The organism is Paenibacillus sp. WC2504, from assembly GCF_052682475.1.
Window position 1 is genome coordinate 773,735 of record NZ_JBQZFH010000001.1, and the last position, 16,393, is coordinate 790,127.

Here is a 16,393-nt window from a genome sequence, read left to right on the forward strand (position 1 = left end):
AATTGACAAATTGACAAACACAGATAGCGTTAAAGGAGACTAACTTATGAAAAACTTGGAAACCAACGTAATCAAACCTCTTTTGGAGCAGCGTGCTGATCCTTGGGTATATAAGCATACAGATGAATTTTATTACTTTACAGCGTCGGTTCCTGAGTATGATCGCATTGAGCTGCGTCGCTCAGCGACGATTGATGGTTTAAGGGAGGCGAAGCCGGTCGTAGCATGGCGGAAATATAGCGAAGGTCCGCTGAGTGCCAATATTTGGGCGCCGGAGATTCATTTTGTAGCGGGCAAATGGTATATCTATTTTGCTGCGGCTAGAACGACTGAAACGAACGAGGGTCTCTTTGACCACCGAATGTTTGTTCTTGAAAATGATGCAGCCAATCCGCTGGAAGGGGAGTGGGTGGAGAAGGGGCAGCTCCGCACCGAGTGGGAGAGTTTTGCGCTGGACGCGACTTCCTTCGAACATCGCGGAATTCGGTATTTGGTCTGGGCGCAGAAGGATCCTGACATTGTAGGTAATTCGAATCTCTACATCTCCGAAATGAGTAGTCCTTGGACACTCCAAGGTAAGCAGGTGATGATAACGACACCTGAGTATGATTGGGAAATTATCGGTTTTAAGGTCAATGAGGGTGCGGCGGTATTGAAGGCCAATGGACGAATTTTCATCTCTTTTTCCGCAAGCGCAACAGACTTCAATTACTGTATGGGGCTGTTAACGGCAGACGAAGACGCGGATTTGTTGGACCCGCAGTCGTGGTCAAAATCCCAATCGCCGGTTCTCTCAACCGACGAGCACATCGCCCTTTATGGGCCTGGGCATAACAGCTTCACCGTGTCGGAAGATGGTTCACAGGACATTCTCGTGTTCCACGCGAGGAATTACAAAGAGATCGAAGGCGATCCGCTCTACGATCCCAACCGCCATACATTTGTCCGTGTGCTGAAGTGGCATGAGGACGGCACGCCGGACTTTGCAGGTTCCGTGCTTGGCGATTAGTAAGCAGATAAGGGCTGTTCCGAAAGGTCTAAAAAGGCCGGGGGATGGCCTTTTTTGTTCCTTCGGCGCCTCGCCTCTATTTTGCAACCGTTCCGCCACGGTTCCGACATGGAAGTCGATTATCACAATATGATAAGCTTAGAGTACTACATAAAGGAGGCGATAGCTGTGATTCAAGTCTTTCCTGCACATACGCGTAACAGTTCGGATTTAGGCTGGCTTAAGGGGTATAAGAGCTTTTCGTTTGGTGATTATTTTGATGAAAATAATACGGGGTTCGGGGTTATGCGCGTTTGCAATTATGATGAAATTGCCGCGGGTCGCGGTTTTGGACCTCATCCGCATAGTGACATGGAAATTGTCAGCGTCGTTCTCAGCGGAGCGATTAAGCACGAGGATAGTTTAGGAAATGTGGCGATTACGGCAGCAGGCGGCGTTCAGCGCATGTCAGCGGGCAGCGGTGTGATTCATGCTGAGTACAATGCCTCGGATTCGGAGCCGCTTAGCTTGTTCCAACTCTGGTTCATGCCGGCAAAGCGGGGCACAGAGCCGTCCTTCGAGAACGTGACCTATGTGCCAGAAGCCATGACGAATGCCCTGCTGCCGGTCGTAACACCTGAAGGCGGCGAACACAAAGCGAAAATTTACCAGGATATGAGCATCTATCTCAGCAAGTTGGAAGCAGGTAAAGAGCTTGTCTTCAATCAGGGTGAGAATCGACGTATTTTTCTTATGGTCATTAACGGGAAATTAGAGGCCAATCAGGCACAGCTGGAAACCATGGACAGCGCGCGGATGGAGGCGGAGTCAACGCTTGCGCTTCGAGCGACGGAAGATGCGCATTTCATGTTAATCGATCTGCCATAACAAGGAGGCTGCGGAGATGAAGGAACAATTTTTGGTGAAGCATGCGGTAGGCGGCCGGGCATTTATCGATACAGGCAAGCAGCCGGTTGAGTATATGTATAAGCAAGTAGAAGACCGATGGGTTTTTACCGTGAGGATCGATAAGGAGCGTATTGCTGAGCTTTTAAAATGGAAAGATGAACTTAATGTCTTTATTTTTCAAGAGTTTGAGTATCAGCCGACACGGAAAGTATGGTTTTATGTTGGCGATGACGCCGTTCATTATTCAGAGGAGCAGGGCGAGTTGACGATTATTGCCGGCTCTCAGATAGCCTATGTACCGGAGCAATTTAGCGCACAATTGTAAGAGATAAGGAGCCCTGGCGGCTTGAATGGCCGAGGGAGCTTCTATGAATCGGAGTGGAGTTACACCTATGAAAGAAGTTCAGGATTTGCAGGATGTGCAAGATCAACTGTTAGATAAGGCTGTTCCTTTTATTAGAGAATGTTACGCTGAGTTAGGAAAAAGCGAGGGCGAAATGGAAGCTCGCATTGCTGAAATTACCCGTTCCATCGGGTATAAGGGTTCCTATGAGCACACGCTGCAAGAGCTGGAGCATGGGGCCAAAATGGCTTGGCGCAACAGTAATCGCTGCATCGGGCGATTGTTCTGGGAGACGTTGACCGTGCAGGATGCCCGTCATGCGACAACGGAAGATGAGATGGCGGAAGCCCTCTTCCGGCATATTGAGACGGCGACGAATGACGGGAAAATTCGCCCGATGATTACGGTATTTTCACCTATGCAGGGGGCAGAGGCGACGGCAGCTCCGGGGGCCTTTATTCATAATGCACAGCTAATTCGATATGCAGGTTATGAGACGGAGGATGGCATTGTAGGCGATCCTGCTTCTTTGCAGATCACAGCCATGTGTCAATCACTCGGGTGGCAGGGAGCGGGGACGTCTTTCGATGTCCTGCCTCTAGTCCTTCAGATGGGGAATAACACGCCGAAATTCTATGAAATTCCGAGCGGACTGGTTAAGGAAGTCGCTATCACGCATCCGGATATCGCGGCAATGGCGGATTTGCGTCTCCAGTGGTACGCGGTGCCGATCGTTTCTAACATGTACCTGGAGATTGGAGGCATTCATTACTCGGCGGCTCCATTTAACGGTTGGTACATGGGCACAGAAATCGGGGCTCGTAACTTCGCTGACGAAGCGCGATATAACATGCTGCCGCGTGTAGCGGAAGTGATGGGATTAGATACTCGGCGCGACGCTTCCCTCTGGAAGGATCGGGCGCTTGTGGAGTTGAATGTGGCTGTGCTGCATTCTTTCCAGCAGCAGGGCGTAGCCATTGTGGATCATCATACCGCAGCGCGGCAGTTCAAACGGTTCGAGGAAAAAGAGGAGAAGGCAAGCCGTGAGGTCACGGGCGACTGGACGTGGCTGATCCCGCCGCTTTCCCCGGCGACAACGCATATTTTTCACGAGCATTATAGCAATGAAGTGAAGCTTCCCAACTTTTTTTATCGCGATGAAGAGTAGAGAAACAGAGCAGGCGCCTTTGGCGGCCTGCTTTTTTGTTGACTGCGCTGCATGAGCGTGTCGCGTTAAGCAAACATTGCTCGGCTTTTATCCGCCTCGCGCCAAGTAGCCCATCTGCTCAGCCTGATCGCTTCGCACCAAGTAACCCATCTGCTCTGCATGATAGCTTCGCACCAAGTAACCAATTTGCTCAGCATGATCGCCTCGCACCAAGTAACCCATCCGCTCGGCATGCCCGCCTCGCACCAAGTAACCAATTTGCTCAGCATGATCGCCTCGCACCAAGTAACCCATCCGCTCAGCATGATCGCCTCGCACCAAGTAACCCATCTGCCCCGCACGATAGCCCTCGCCCCATGTCTCTGTTGTACTTTCTACAACATAGAACAGCATTAAACCCCACACCCCACTCTTCATTGCACAAAGTACAATCAATTCAATCGAAATAGCGCAAAAATCGCTCTATTCTGCCTTCCACGCTGCACTTTGTACAACGTAGAAGGAGGCAGCGCTCGATCTGAGACCGTAATGCTGCACAAAGTGCAACATAGTGAAGGCGTGAGCCATTATTGGGGGCAGCCATTGGATGAAATCCAATGGCTGCCCATTTTGGCAATAAAATGGCACACTTCATTGGAGTAATTCCAACGAAACAGCAATCTTTTGCCTCAAATACGCAGATTTGACCGGAAGTGATTGGATTTTGTCCAATGAAATCACACATTTGGCTTCTCAGGAAGCCTTTTCATTGGATTTCATCCAATGAAGCACGCACATCTGCAGCGCGCCTGTGGCGCGGGGCAAGCAATTGTGGCAGTTGAACTACCTCAGTTGAACTACTACTCAGCTTTATTTTAATCTAAGAAAGCTGGTAGGCAATTTCACACGTCTGTAGTATGATTTGGCAAGAAACATGTGCATGAATCAGACGGAAAAGGGGAACCCCACATGTGGCAGAAGGTGGCTAATTGGAATACATTGCGCAATCAAATGCTGGCCGGCTTCGTTTTTGTTATGATCATCGTGCTAATTTGCGCTGGAGCCATTACGTTCAACTCGGTATCCACTCTCCTGAACACGAAAGCGGAAACACAGATGAAGCAAATCGCCTCGCAGGCAAACGGCAGGCTAGAAGCGATCCTCACGCAAATTGACATGCTAACGTTGCAGGCCGTCAATGACACCTATTTACAGCAGCTGTTTCTTTCCAATGTGCAAGGTAAAGAGGTGACCTTTAGCGAGCGGCAGGCGTTGTCGAAAATCGCCAATCATATACAAGCTTATAGCGGTGTTAGCAATGTGGAGCTGTACACCACGAGTTTTGTACGGTTGTTCCCACTGGATGATCAAAGGATGTCCGATCGGGTGGACAACCATTGGATTGAGCAGGCGGATAAGGAAAAAGGGAAGCTGGTCTGGATCGGAAATGATCCAAAGGAACCCGGTACGGTTCTGGCGATTCGAAGGATCAACTTAATTGACCGTTGGTTTTCTAATGGCGGTTATTTACTTGTTCGAATAAACAGCAGCTATTTTGATTTTCAGAAACAGTTAACGGATACAGGCAGCCACCGGGAATTGTTAGTGCTTGCAGACAGCTCAGGAACACCGGTCATACCGGATGGTGAAGTCACGGACGAGGTGGGTGAATTAATGCAGACCTCCTCTCAGACGGTAACGATTAAACAGAAACGCTACATTTTGGTGAAGCAGCCATCGGAACAAACCGGATGGACGCTTATGATTTTGTATCCGGTCAGCGATATTACCGATGGGATCTCTGTTCTGCGCTGGGCCATTATCGTATCCGGGGCGATTGGGTCAGTGTTGTTCATTATTCTCTCATTTTTGCTCTCGATGATGATTACGCGGCCCATTTTAAGGCTTATGAGAGCTATGAGAAATACACGGCAAGGCGTGCTGACGCCGAATCTTACGAAAACGTATACAACAGAGCTGAACGATTTGAATATGACCTATAACCAAATGGTAGACAATATCAACGGACTCATTAAACTGGTGTATGAAAAAGAGGTCATCCAAAGCCGCACGGAACTGCAAGCGCTTCAAGCGCAGATTGATCCGCATTTTTTATACAATACACTGGAAGCTTTGTACTGGTCTTTGCAGGATAAAGATGAGGAGGAACTCGCCGATCTTGTTGTCGCGATGTCGGATTTGTTCCGTTATGTCATCGGCAGTCCCAATAAGGATGAATGGGTGTCGATGGGAGAGGAATTGGAGCACATTAAGCGGTATCTGAGCATTATGGGTGTGAGGTTCGGCTCCCGCCTGGTCTGGGAAATCAACATTGATGATGCGTACAATCATGTCCTCATTCCCAAACTGCTGATTCAGCCTCTTGTGGAGAATGCGATCCTACACGGTTTAGAAGGAAAAACGGATCCTGGTCTCATCACAATCCGCGTAGAGCCTTCACCTTTGGGAGCCGCGGAACTGCGGATCACGGTCAGCGATGACGGACCGGGGATGAGCGAGCAGACGCTCCAAGCCGTCAAGGATGCGATGGAACGCGGAGGCGCGCCGTCGGGTAAAGGAAAGGGCATGGCGATTTCCAATGTGCAGCGCCGCATTCAGCTGTATTACCCGGCACTGGCAGAGGGCAGCAGAGGCTTGTCCATCCATAGTATTCTGCGAGAAGGGACAAGCGTCAGCTTCGACATTCCGATTCATAAGGAGGATAACGATGATTCCACCAAGCAAAACCATACTGATCGTTGATGATGAGCCGCTCACGAGAGAAGGCATCCGCAAAACGCTCGAAGCCTGGTCAATCGGCCGCTATCACATCTTAAGCAGCAGCAACGGAACTGAAGCGTTGGAGGTGTTGAATACCCGTCCGGTGCATCTGCTTATCACCGATATTCGCATGCCGGAGATCAGCGGATTGCAAGTCGTAGAGGACTCGCGCAATACAGGGCATAAGCCTGTCGTTATCGTCATTTCGGGACATCCCGATTTCCAATATGCTCAAACTGCAATTCAGCTAGGGGTCGTAAACTATTTGCTAAAGCCGATCAAAAAGAGCAAGCTCCTTGAAGCCGTTGAGCAGGCGCTGCAGATTGAAGAAGAACGCGGGCGCGTGGAAACGATGGAGAAAATGGTCGATTCCCGGCTCATGCAGGCCAAAACCGTCTCCATGAATTATAGCGCTCCCGTCAGGCAAGCGGTGCTTTATGTAGAGGAGCATCTGCAGGAACCTCTCGGTATGAGTGAGGTGGCAGGGCATATTCATTTGAATCCGAGCTATTTTAGCGCTCTTTTTAAGGAGCAGACAGGTGTCACTTTCAGTGAATATGTCACGAGGAGCCGGATTCAGAAAGCGAAGGAACTGCTTTTGCAAACCAGGCTGACGATTGCGGACATTTCCGAACAGGTCGGGTACCAGACATCGAAGTATTTTATTAAACTGTTCAAAGACTATGAAGGCATCAGCCCGAATCAATACCGCAAGCAGGCGAATGAGAACGAAGAGAACATGGAAACCCAAAATTAGAAACCCAAAAATAGTGGTATATTTCCCGATAGCCGTTACTCCCTGCCGTCGCAATGAAAGCGCTACAATAATACTCGTAGCAAACATAGTTTAAGGGGGAAAACAACGCATGGCAAGAAAAACGCTTACATGGACGATGACGACGATGCTTAGTCTCGGTTTAGTTTTATCCGGGTGCTCCAGTTCTACGACAGAGAGCGCCAGCTCACCGCAGCCTGCCAAGGAAACAGCGAAGGCAGCAGGAGAGAGCGCTCAACCAGCTAAGAAAGTAACGATCAAAATGATGCACCTCTGGCCGACCGGTAACTCCGCAACGCAAAACAAAATTGTAAACGATATCATTAAAGAGTATCAAACGGCAAATCCGAATGTGACCATTGAACAAGAAGTGCTTGAGAATGAGCAATATAAAAATAAAATGAAGGTCCTGTCCACTTCCAACGCATTGCCGGATGTAGGCTTCACATGGGCTGCAGGCTACATGGATCCTTATGTCAAGGGTGACATGTTCGCTCCGCTAGACGATCTGCTGCAAGGCGATTTGAAGGATAAATTCGTTAACGGAACGACGAACGCCTATGCTTTTGGCGGCAAAACCTACGGGCTTCCCGTGGAACTGAACATTGTGCCGGTGTACTACAATAAAGCGATTTTCGCGAAATATAACCTGCAAGTGCCGAAAACCTATGATGAATTTAAAAATGTGGTCAAAACGCTTAGCTCAAACGGTGTTGCCCCAATCGCATTGGGGAACAAGGACCGCTGGACCGGCTCCCTGTGGTACATGTATCTAGCGGATCGCATCGGCGGACCGGAAACGTTGAAGAAAGCCATTGACCGCTCCGGTTCATTCAACGATCCTGGTTTGGTTCGTGCAGCATCCGAAATTACCCAATTGGTTGATATGAACGGGTTCAACAAAGGCTTCAACGGACTTTCCAACGATGAGGGCAAAGCGGAATTCATGAACAGCAAAGCAGCTATGTACATGATGGGAACATGGGAACTGCCGAATTACACAACGAATAAAGATGTTCCACAAGCGTTCAAGGATCAAATCGGCTTCTTTAAATTCCCGACCGTCGATGGCGGCAAAGGGAACTTGGACAGCTGGGTTGGCGGTCCGGGCGTAGGTTTGTTCGTTGCCAACAACTCGAAGGTCAAAGAGGAATCCAAGAAATTCGTCTCCTTCTTCGTTCAGAAGTGGGGCGAGCACGCGATTTCCGAAGCGGGTGTGATCCCGGCGACGAAAGTGGATACTTCCAAGGTGAAACTGCCGCAAATGTACATTGACTTATTAAATGAACTTAATAAAGCAAGTAACATCACGTTGTTCGCTGACGTACAGATGAAACCGGCTTCCGCGGAAGTTCACTTGAACATGATTCAAGCGTTATTCGGCAAAGCGGTCACGCCGGAAGAGTTTGCGAAAAAGCATGAAGAAGCATTGGCCAAAGAAGGTAAGTAACCACATGAATCGAGTGGGAAGGACATATCCCGACACGCGGTATGTCCTTTTCCTTTATCGGTAAGGAAGGGAAGTGTCCGTTATGGATAAAGTCATGTCCAATAAATCCATGATCGCTTTGTACGTCATTCCCTCGTTACTTCTGGTTGTGGCCCTGATCTACATGCCGATCGTCATGACGGGCTATTACGGATTAATGAAGTGGGACGGCGTCGGTAAAATGAGCTTTATCGGCTTGCAAAATTATATGGAGCTGCTTCGTGATGAGCTGTTCTGGAGCAGTGCGAAGCATTCTTTTCTGCTTGCTATTTTTTCAGCGTTGAGCTTGCTCGTCTACTTGTTGGTAGCGTTGGTGCTATCGGCCAATCTTCGTGGAGCCAATCTGTTTCGCAAAGTATACTTAATTCCGATGCTGCTGTCCTCAGTGGCAATTGCCCAACTATGGCTGAAAATTTTCCACCCGACGAACGGAATGCTTAATCATATCCTGACGTCGCTGGGGGTCCAGCATACACCTGAATGGCTCTCTAATCCATCGATTGTTCTTTATGCTATTTTTATCCCGATCCTGTGGCAGTACGCGGGATTCTATATTCTAATTTACTATGCTGCATTGAAAAATGTACCCAGTTCGCTGATAGAATCAGCGCGCATTGACGGCGCTAGCCCATGGCGAATTGCCCTATCCATTCGTATTCCTTTGATCGCCGAAGTCATGAAAGTGACCGTAGTTCTAGCGGTTGTAGGGTCGCTGAAATATTTTGACCTGATCTATGTGATGACAGGCGGCGGACCGAATGGTGCCAGCGAAGTTATGGCCTCCTACATGTACCGCAAGGCGTTCAAAGGCTACGATTTCGGCTACGCCAGCGCGATTGGCTTCTTCCTGTTGATCATCTGTCTCGTTGTGACATGGCTGATTCGCAAAGCAACGGCATCCAAAGATAACATCCAATATTCGTAACGAAAGGAGCTTGATTAGGGTGAATATCGAAATGATTGAGCGTCAAGCGCAGCCTCAAATCATGCGGAGCAAGCTGCCGGGACGGATTGGATATGGTGTTCTTTATGCCATTTTGACCATCGTTGCTGTGATTCAGGTCGTTCCTTTGTTGTGGCTTATGCTGTTTTCGTTAAAAAATAACGAAGAAATATTTAATCTGGCGCCAATGGCCTTTCCGGAACGGCTGCGTTGGGAAAATTACGAGAAGGTGTGGACGCAGGGCCATATCAATAATTACTTTTTCAACAGTGTCTGGATGACAGTGGTTTCTGTAGCGATTACGGTGTTGTTGGCCAGCCTGGTCACCTTCGCATTAACGCGGATGAAGTGGAAGCTGCAATCGTTCGTGCTTGGCCTGTTCATGGTCGGATTGATGATCCCCGTGCACTCGACGCTGATCCCGCTGTTCAGTTTTTTCACTAAAACACATCTGACCAACCACCCGTTGTCCATCATCCTGTCGTACATCTCGTTCAATCTGCCGATTACGATTATGATCATGCTAGGATTCTACTACACACTGCCTCGTGAGGTGGAAGAAGCGGCTGTCATGGATGGGTGCTCGGTGAACCGCATGTTCTTCAGCATCACGCTGCCGATGACCGTATCGGTGCTTTCCACGGCTGTTATTATCAATATGATCTACAATTGGAATGAGTTTATTTTCGTCAATACCTTCATTAGTTCCGAGAAATATAAAACGCTAACCGTCGGGGTGCAAAATTTCATCGGTCAATATACGACAGACTGGGGAGCTATCGGCGCTACGTTGATGATCAGTATTTTGCCGATTCTGCTGGCTTTCTTGCTGCTTAGCAATCGTATCGTGGAAGGTATTGCAGCTGGCTCAGTTAAAGGGTAATAAAATCATAGGATGTCCACTTTTGAAACTCTCGTCTATCGGGGGTTTATTTTTTTTGTGAAAAAGTGGACTTAACTAGGTACGGACAGATGTGACACTCTATGTTACAATAGGACAATGCAAAATTGACCCGCGGATGATACAACTAGATTCACAGGGTTCTGTAACTAGACATTGAAAGAAGGATTCGACTATGAAAAAAGGGCTCTGGTACGCCATTATTGCTTATATCGCATGGGGGTTGCTGCCTGTTTATTGGAGATCATTTGAGTCGCTGCTTGCTGGGGAAATCTTGGCACACCGCGTCATCTGGTCATTTGTATTTATGGGTCTGCTTCTATTGGTAGGGCGAGGCAAGATGGCGCAGCTCCGAAATATGTTTACAAACCGCAAGACTTTACTTGTGGTCGCGGCAAGCTCGATTCTGATTTCGTCCAACTGGCTGATTTTCATCTGGGCCGTCAACAACGGCCATGTCATTGAGACGAGTATCGGATATTACATTACCCCGTTGTTTAATGTCATGCTTGCCGTCCTGTTTCTACGTGAAAAGCCGAACTTTAGCCAGTGGATTGCCGTCGCTTTGGCGGGAGCCGGCGTTTTGGTAGCTACGATCGACTACGGTAGATTCCCGTGGGTATCCTTGTCGCTGGCGGCTTCGTTCGGCGTTTACAGCCTGGTGAAAAAGAAGGTGTCCTACGAAGCATCGGTTGGACTGGCTGGGGAAACCGCGTTCGTTTTTCCTATCGCTGTCGCTTATATCGTTTACTTGCATTTTACTCATCATGAAGCGGCTTGGTCGCTTCCTACTGTTTCGTTTGTGCTGCTTTTATTGTCAGGCGCGGTAACGGCTTTGCCTTTGCTGTGGTTTGCCAAAGCAGCGGCGCGGCTTCCGTTATCGATGCTGGGCTTCATCCAATACATCGGACCTTCGATTACGCTGCTGCTCAGCATATTTGTGTTTAAGGAGAAGTTTTCGCCGGTGCTGTTTATCAGCTTCTCGCTGATCTGGGCGGCGCTCATCGTCTACGCCTTGGCGTCGATGCGGGTGGCTAGGACGAACGCTGCTACTACTGCTGCTGCTTCGGCTGCGGAGGCAGGGTAAGCGGATGTTTCAGTAGCAGGAAGATTTGATTACTTGGAGTAGCCAGTTTAGCCGGAGCGTGAAGTAGCGGTTGACGTGCAGTGTTACTTGGAGCAGCCAAAATAGATGGAAATTGTCCAGCTATTTCCTATATTTCGGTTTGACCCGGCGATATAACTGGAAAAACTCCAGTTATATCGGCTGTTTCGCTCGCACGAAAGCAATTTCGAGCGAATTAAATGGAGGTTGTCCACTTATTCACCTGGAAAACGAAGATTTGAATAAATTAGCGGTGGTTTTTCCAGCTAATTTATTAGAGCTCCCTCACCAGCGGTGAGTTGGCCAAGCCAAACCGCCAAAACGGAATAAAGGGCTATCCCACAAGTCTAACAAGAAGACTTGCACGGATAGCCCTTTATTTTTTTCTTTGGAGCAATCAGTTAGATTGGAATTTAATTTTACCGTGGTAAATAAACATTGAAATAAAATTTCTTGATTGGCGCCTAGGAATCCGTTAGGATAGGAGAAGATCATCTTGTATTTTCAAAAAAATATTCGTATGATATTAGTAATTTTAGCTCAGATAATATATGGCGAGTAGGGAAGAGCGATGGCAATTAACGATAACATTTTGATCAAAATTCGGGATATGAAAGAAAGTCTTACGCCTGTAGAGAAACTGGTGGCCGAGTATATCTTAGAGAACTTGGAAGAGATTCCTCACTTATCGATTAAGAGTCTCGCACAGTTGACGAAAACGAGCGACGCATCGGTGCTGCGGTTCTGCAAAACGATGGGTTACAAAGGTTACCGTAATTTTATCGTCAGCATCTCTGCTTCAATTGGCTCTATGGATGATGAGCAGAAGGATCAATATACCGATATCCAGCCTGGGGATGATCTTTCGATTATTATCTCTAATATTTCCCGCAACAATAGTAAATCAATTGAAGATACCTTAAGTGTGATTGATAAAAATGAAATCGCCCGTGCGGTGAAGGTGCTGCGCGAGAGTGGCCGCATTGTTTTCTTTGGGATTGGTGCATCCGGATTGGTGTGCATCGACGCGGAGCAGAAGTTTTCGCGGATTAACAAGATGTGCCATAGCTACACAGACGGACACAGCCAACTCACCAATGCAACACTTCTTGATAAATCAGATGTAGCTATCTTTATTTCAAACTCCGGCAGCACCATTGAAATTATAGAGTCGCTGGACATTGTCAAAAAGAATGGCGCGACCGTCATCGCGATTACGAAATATAATAAAAGCGAGTTAGCCGAAAAGGCGGACATCGTGCTCAGCATATCCACGCCTGAGGTTACGATCCGCAGTGGGGCGATGGGCTCGCGTATTGCCATGCTAACGGTAATTGATATTCTTTTTGCTGGAGTCGCCAGCGCAGAGTACAAAAAAGTGAAGAAATATTTGTCCAAAACACATGATATCATCGCCAGCAGCAAACACCGCAAATGAATAAGAAAGACAATGGCTAAGCATGATAAAGTCGTTGTCTTTTTTTTGTCGTTCACCAAAATAAAAATTCAAATTTTTTTTGTAAAATAAAATAAAATTTCAAAAAGTATTGACCATAGTGAAATTTTTCGCTAGTATGAATTTAGAAACTTAAAGAAACAGGATAGGAGGATGAGACAATGGATGAGTATCTGTCGGGGTTGACTACGGAAGAGATTAATGAGAAAACACAGATGATCGACGAATGTACAACAGAACAAATGTTACGTTTGATGAACGAGCAGGATGCGACAGTTCCCGCAGCCGTAGGAGCGGAGATTCCGCAGATTATGAAAGCGGTTGACATTTTGCATCATGCACTGAAAAATGGTGGCAGAATGTTCTACGTAGGGGCTGGATCTTCTGGCAGACTCGGTGTGCTCGACGCTTCTGAATGTCCTCCTACTTTTGGTGTAGATGCCATGCTGGTGCAAGGTCATATTGCTGGTGGGGATGTGGCCCTAAGATTTGCGGTTGAAGGATTTGAGGATAACGCAGAAGAGGGGGTCGCACTTATTGAGCGTTGCGGAGTGACTGACAAGGATGCGGTTATTGGGATTACAGCTAGTGGAAGTGCACAATTCGTTATTGCTGCTTTGAGAAAAGCGAAGGAAATTGGGGCTGCGACAATCGGTGTTGTAAATAACAAAAACTCAAAACTAGAACCTGTCTGTGACGTATGCATCGCGCCTGTCGTAGGGCCGGAAGTGATTATGGGATCCACCCGTTTGAAAGCGGGGACAGCACAGAAGCTGGTTCTAAATATGCTTACGACTTGTACGATGGTCAAATTAGGGAAGACTTATAACAACCTAATGGTTGACATGAAAGCAAGTAATATCAAATTGCGTGATCGTTCCGTACGGATTATTCGGGCGGCATCAGGCGTTGACGAGGCGACTGCGATGGCCCATTTGGAAGCTGCTTCCATGAACTGTAAACTAGCCATCATGATGATCAAAACAGGCATGAATGCCGCGGACGCTGAACAAGCCCTGCTGCAAAGTGAAGGCAGTTTGAAAAGAGCCATACGTACCTTTGTTCAAGTTGTGTAAATAACTGAAATTATTAGGAGGTCTGTTTTTCATGAAAAGAAAAATGCCCGTATTAGCATCCGTTGTAGCTTTAACAATGGCTTTAACCGCTTGTGGTGGCGCTTCAGGCACGAAAGAGTCGAGTTCACCGGCTGCATCAGCTCCAGCTGCAAGTGCTGGCGCTTCAACAGCTAAAGATACCATTACGGCACTTTTGCCGCCGGTTTCACCGAACTACCAAAAAACTTTCGAACAAATGTCCAAAGATTTTACTGCCTTATATCCAAACCTGACGTTGAAAATCGAACCGGCTAGCTGGGAAGATATGAAGCAGAAATTGGACACACAAGTGAATGCGGGCAGCCCGCCGGATATTGCATTCGGAGGCTCTGACGGTATCCCGAAATACGTGCAGCAAGGTTTGCTCATGGACATCACGGATACAGCAACTCCTGAAATGATTAATGATTATGACAAAGCTCCACTTGATTACATGAAAAATGGTAAAGGTCTTTACGGCTTCCCGGCGTACATGGAAGTACACGCATTGGGCGGAAATAAAGAGTTCCTAGAAAAAGCAGGAATCGACTGGAAAAAAGTACAGACAAACGGCTGGACGTATGACGAATTCCGTCAAGCGATCAAAAAAGGCGTAGTCACTGAAAATGGCAAAACGCGTTACGGTTTTGTGTTTGCGGTGAAAGGCGTTGCTGCTGTTGACTACTTGGGTATTATGGCGAAAAATGCCGGAATGCCGAACGCATTTGATAAAGATTTGAAATATGCATACACTAGCAAAAATTACTTGGGTCTACTTAAAGATCTTCGTCAACTGATTGATGACGGATCCATGCCGAAAGAGCTTAGCTCCGTAGATGCTGGTAAACGTTGGAACATGTTCTTGACAGGTCAAACGATGATCACAGGTAAAGGTCTTGCCGTGTTTGAGAACTCTGCAAAAGCAAACAATGCAAAACTAAAAGCTAATGATGCAAGTGCAGTAAAAGATTCCATCCCTGTTGATTATGTTGTATTGCCGGCTCCGACTTTCCAAGGTGCTAAACAATCCGCTGCTGCTGTCGTTGACGGTTACATGACGTTCCGCGGTAAAAAGGAACCAACTGCTGAGCACAAAGCAAACGTTGTAAAAGCAGCTTACTTCCTAGCTAGCGGTAAAAATGCGGCTACAACAAATAATGATTTGTTCTCCGCACATATCACACAAAGCGCTAAAAAAGCGGCTGAAAGCATGAAAATTGAGAGAAGCCCAGAGAACGTGGCAGCTGTTGACTATATGCTTAAAAATGCAACGCCAGCTCGTTCCGATATTCCAAGTGAACTAGGCGCTAAAGCGATTAAATTGGAAACGGAAGTTATCGTTCCTAAGTTCCAGGGTCTAATCGCAGGCGAAGTTACACCTGAAGCGATGTACGAAGCTGTGAAAACTGCCGCAATTGCTGCATTTGGTGCAGACGGCGTTGTTAAAGACTAATTAAAAACCGTACATTTCGGATAGTCGTGAAAGCAACTCACACGACTATCCGAACTATTTTAATCCGGGTTTTCTGAAACGGGGTTTGGGGGTTAGAGGAAATGGCAACGAATATCGCTAAACCGATAAAAAGAAGAGGAATCAAAGGAGAAGGTGTCTGGGGATATGCATTTATTGCCGTCGCTTTGGTTGTTTTTGCGATGTTCACCGCATACCCGGTTGTAAGTGCATTTATCATCAGTCTCCAGGAATACAAACCTCTTGGTTCCACTTATGTTGGATTCGCCAATTACGCTTCTTCATTAAAAGATCCTTTGTTCTGGCAAGCAATGCGCAATACGGTCGTCTATACGATACTGACCGTGCCAGTTAACTTGATCTTATCCATGGTGATCGCGATCTTGATTCTTCCGCTGAGGAAGAAAACACAAGGATTCTTCAAAGGTATTTATTATTTGCCTGTCGTAGCGTCCGGTGTTGCTTTATCTGTCGTATGGCTTTGGATCTTCGATCCGCTTGAGGGCGGGATTCTCAATCAACTGATTCATTTCTTCGGATTCAGCAATCAGAACTGGTTGGGGTCAAGTAAAACAGCCATGTTTTCTTTGGTCCTGATGTCTTGGCTATCCAGTCACGGCACAAGCATTATCATTTACCTGGCAGGACTTCTTGGCATTGATGATACGTTCTATGAAGCAGCGGAAATGGATGGCGCGAACTTCTTCCAGAAGCTGTGGTACATTGTTGTTCCTGCTTTGAAACCAGCTACGTTATTCCTTCTGGTAACGGGTGTTATCGGTTCTTTCCAAGTGTTCCAGAACGCTTACCTGATGACCGGCGGTGGCCCGAACAATGCGACAACGATGGTTGGCCTACTGATTTTCAATAATGCGTTTACTTATTTTGAATTCGGTAAAGCCGCGGCACAATCGCTGATTCTAGCTGTTATTATTGCAGGGATTTCCGTTATTCAGTTCAAATTCGCAGGAAAAGATGTCGACTATTAAGA

The 16,393-nt window shown here is 47.3% G+C and carries 15 protein-coding genes; 14 read left to right on the forward strand and 1 reads right to left on the reverse strand.

Translation table 11 applies throughout. The annotated features are described in order from the left end of the window. The first annotated feature begins 46 nt into the window (after positions 1–46). The 4 genes from ACUN27_RS03570 (at position 47) to ACUN27_RS03585 (ending at position 3,408) form a co-directional block, all read left to right on the forward strand. On the forward strand, positions 47–1,009 hold the full coding sequence (locus ACUN27_RS03570; protein WP_315952990.1) for a glycoside hydrolase family 43 protein: 963 nt from the start codon (positions 47–49) through the stop codon (positions 1,007–1,009). Positions 1,010–1,177: 168 nt separating this feature from the next. After that, positions 1,178–1,876: a pirin family protein gene (locus tag ACUN27_RS03575; RefSeq protein WP_315952991.1), complete on the forward strand. Its 699-nt coding sequence runs from the start codon at positions 1,178–1,180 to the stop codon at positions 1,874–1,876. Between the two features lie 16 nt (positions 1,877–1,892). After that, the gene (locus ACUN27_RS03580; RefSeq protein ID WP_326059094.1) at positions 1,893–2,222 is read left to right on the forward strand and encodes a hypothetical protein; all 330 of its coding nucleotides are present in this window, start codon (positions 1,893–1,895) and stop codon (positions 2,220–2,222) included. A 67-nt stretch (positions 2,223–2,289) separates the two neighbouring features. Continuing rightward, positions 2,290–3,408 carry a nitric oxide synthase oxygenase gene (locus ACUN27_RS03585; protein WP_326059095.1) on the forward strand — a complete coding sequence of 373 codons (1,119 nt, stop codon included), beginning with the start codon at positions 2,290–2,292 and terminating at the stop codon, positions 3,406–3,408. An 87-nt stretch (positions 3,409–3,495) separates the two neighbouring features. Here ACUN27_RS03585 and ACUN27_RS03590 read toward each other — a convergent pair whose 3' ends face one another. Further along, a complete protein-coding gene (locus ACUN27_RS03590) occupies positions 3,496–3,801 on the reverse strand; it encodes a hypothetical protein (protein WP_445558387.1) in 306 nt (101 codons plus the stop codon). Positions 3,802–4,356: 555 nt separating this feature from the next. Here ACUN27_RS03590 and ACUN27_RS03595 point away from each other — a divergent pair. The 10 genes from ACUN27_RS03595 (at position 4,357) to ACUN27_RS03640 (ending at position 16,391) form a co-directional block, all read left to right on the forward strand. Further along, positions 4,357–6,150, forward strand: coding sequence for a sensor histidine kinase (locus ACUN27_RS03595; protein ID WP_326059098.1), 1,794 nt, complete (start codon positions 4,357–4,359; stop codon positions 6,148–6,150). Then, entirely contained in the window at positions 6,116–6,925 is an 810-nt protein-coding gene (locus tag ACUN27_RS03600) for a response regulator transcription factor (RefSeq protein WP_315952996.1), read from the forward strand. The genes ACUN27_RS03595 and ACUN27_RS03600 overlap by 35 nt, the downstream gene beginning before the upstream one ends. Before the next feature lie 109 nt (positions 6,926–7,034). Then, positions 7,035–8,393, forward strand: a complete 1,359-nt coding sequence (locus ACUN27_RS03605) for an extracellular solute-binding protein (protein ID WP_315952997.1) — start codon at positions 7,035–7,037, stop codon at positions 8,391–8,393. Between the two features lie 82 nt (positions 8,394–8,475). After that, the gene (locus ACUN27_RS03610; protein WP_127457874.1) at positions 8,476–9,357 is read left to right on the forward strand and encodes a carbohydrate ABC transporter permease; all 882 of its coding nucleotides are present in this window, start codon (positions 8,476–8,478) and stop codon (positions 9,355–9,357) included. Positions 9,358–9,388: 31 nt separating this feature from the next. After that, positions 9,389–10,258, forward strand: a complete 870-nt coding sequence (locus tag ACUN27_RS03615; protein WP_315953121.1) for a carbohydrate ABC transporter permease — start codon at positions 9,389–9,391, stop codon at positions 10,256–10,258. Positions 10,259–10,451: 193 nt separating this feature from the next. Beyond that, positions 10,452–11,363: an EamA family transporter RarD gene (gene rarD, locus ACUN27_RS03620; RefSeq protein WP_315952998.1), complete on the forward strand. Its 912-nt coding sequence runs from the start codon at positions 10,452–10,454 to the stop codon at positions 11,361–11,363. A 589-nt stretch (positions 11,364–11,952) separates the two neighbouring features. After that, complete coding sequence (locus tag ACUN27_RS03625) at positions 11,953–12,819, forward strand: MurR/RpiR family transcriptional regulator (RefSeq protein ID WP_315952999.1); 867 nt, start codon at positions 11,953–11,955, stop codon at positions 12,817–12,819. 179 nt (positions 12,820–12,998) lie between these two features. After that, the gene (gene murQ, locus ACUN27_RS03630; protein ID WP_315953000.1) at positions 12,999–13,913 is read left to right on the forward strand and encodes an N-acetylmuramic acid 6-phosphate etherase; all 915 of its coding nucleotides are present in this window, start codon (positions 12,999–13,001) and stop codon (positions 13,911–13,913) included. Positions 13,914–13,944: 31 nt separating this feature from the next. Next, positions 13,945–15,384 (forward strand): ABC transporter substrate-binding protein, encoded by a 1,440-nt coding sequence (locus tag ACUN27_RS03635; RefSeq protein ID WP_315953001.1) that lies wholly within the window; start codon positions 13,945–13,947, stop codon positions 15,382–15,384. Between the two features lie 101 nt (positions 15,385–15,485). Then, entirely contained in the window at positions 15,486–16,391 is a 906-nt protein-coding gene (locus ACUN27_RS03640) for a carbohydrate ABC transporter permease (protein ID WP_157317659.1), read from the forward strand. The last annotated feature ends 2 nt before the right edge of the window (positions 16,392–16,393 follow it).

Coding starts and splice junctions, on each gene's coding strand:
- ACUN27_RS03635 (WP_315953001.1), top strand. CDS start 13,945: ATGAAAAGAAAAATGCCCGTATTAGCATCCGTTGTAGCTTTAACAATG.
- murQ (WP_315953000.1), top strand. CDS start 12,999: ATGGATGAGTATCTGTCGGGGTTGACTACGGAAGAGATTAATGAGAAA.
- ACUN27_RS03605 (WP_315952997.1), top strand. CDS start 7,035: ATGGCAAGAAAAACGCTTACATGGACGATGACGACGATGCTTAGTCTC.
- ACUN27_RS03610 (WP_127457874.1), top strand. CDS start 8,476: ATGGATAAAGTCATGTCCAATAAATCCATGATCGCTTTGTACGTCATT.
- ACUN27_RS03595 (WP_326059098.1), top strand. CDS start 4,357: ATGTGGCAGAAGGTGGCTAATTGGAATACATTGCGCAATCAAATGCTG.
- rarD (WP_315952998.1), top strand. CDS start 10,452: ATGAAAAAAGGGCTCTGGTACGCCATTATTGCTTATATCGCATGGGGG.
- ACUN27_RS03590 (WP_445558387.1), bottom strand. CDS start 3,801: ATGCTGTTCTATGTTGTAGAAAGTACAACAGAGACATGGGGCGAGGGC.
- ACUN27_RS03600 (WP_315952996.1), top strand. CDS start 6,116: ATGATTCCACCAAGCAAAACCATACTGATCGTTGATGATGAGCCGCTC.
- ACUN27_RS03570 (WP_315952990.1), top strand. CDS start 47: ATGAAAAACTTGGAAACCAACGTAATCAAACCTCTTTTGGAGCAGCGT.
- ACUN27_RS03580 (WP_326059094.1), top strand. CDS start 1,893: ATGAAGGAACAATTTTTGGTGAAGCATGCGGTAGGCGGCCGGGCATTT.
- ACUN27_RS03615 (WP_315953121.1), top strand. CDS start 9,389: ATGATTGAGCGTCAAGCGCAGCCTCAAATCATGCGGAGCAAGCTGCCG.
- ACUN27_RS03640 (WP_157317659.1), top strand. CDS start 15,486: ATGGCAACGAATATCGCTAAACCGATAAAAAGAAGAGGAATCAAAGGA.
- ACUN27_RS03625 (WP_315952999.1), top strand. CDS start 11,953: ATGGCAATTAACGATAACATTTTGATCAAAATTCGGGATATGAAAGAA.
- ACUN27_RS03585 (WP_326059095.1), top strand. CDS start 2,290: ATGAAAGAAGTTCAGGATTTGCAGGATGTGCAAGATCAACTGTTAGAT.